Source organism: Pseudomonas agronomica, assembly GCF_025917275.1.
GTDB lineage: Bacteria > Pseudomonadota > Gammaproteobacteria > Pseudomonadales > Pseudomonadaceae > Aquipseudomonas > Aquipseudomonas agronomica.
Genome location: NZ_JAOSHO010001139.1, coordinates 1 through 264, shown reverse-complemented (window position 1 = coordinate 264; position 264 = coordinate 1). Strand labels below are relative to the sequence as shown.

1 protein-coding gene is annotated in these 264 nt (G+C 53.8%); it reads left to right on the top strand.

Annotation, left to right across the window (positions count from 1 at the left end):
• Positions 1-112 precede the first annotated feature (112 nt).
• Complete coding sequence (locus OC610_RS29275) at positions 113-238, top strand: hypothetical protein (protein WP_264433351.1); 126 nt, start codon at positions 113-115, stop codon at positions 236-238.
• Positions 239-264: the final 26 nt, after the last annotated feature.

Here is a 264-nt window from a genome sequence, read left to right as displayed (position 1 = left end):
AAGATCGCAGGCTTCATGCGTTGGGGCGAAAAATCCCCGTTGTGATATCACATGGCCATGTGTTTAAATTTGACGCTAGTTAATTGACTCCTTTGCGCTAAGGATCGACACCATGGCGATGCGTCTGGCAGTGATGCTGCTGTTCCTTTATTCCACCCCGATTGTCTCGGCCGCCCAGCCCGTTCCCGGCGAACTGGAAGTGGCTCGCGAGCGATTGTTGAGCCTGATTAGCGACTGATAGCTTCGATAACAGGGGGGCGTGCT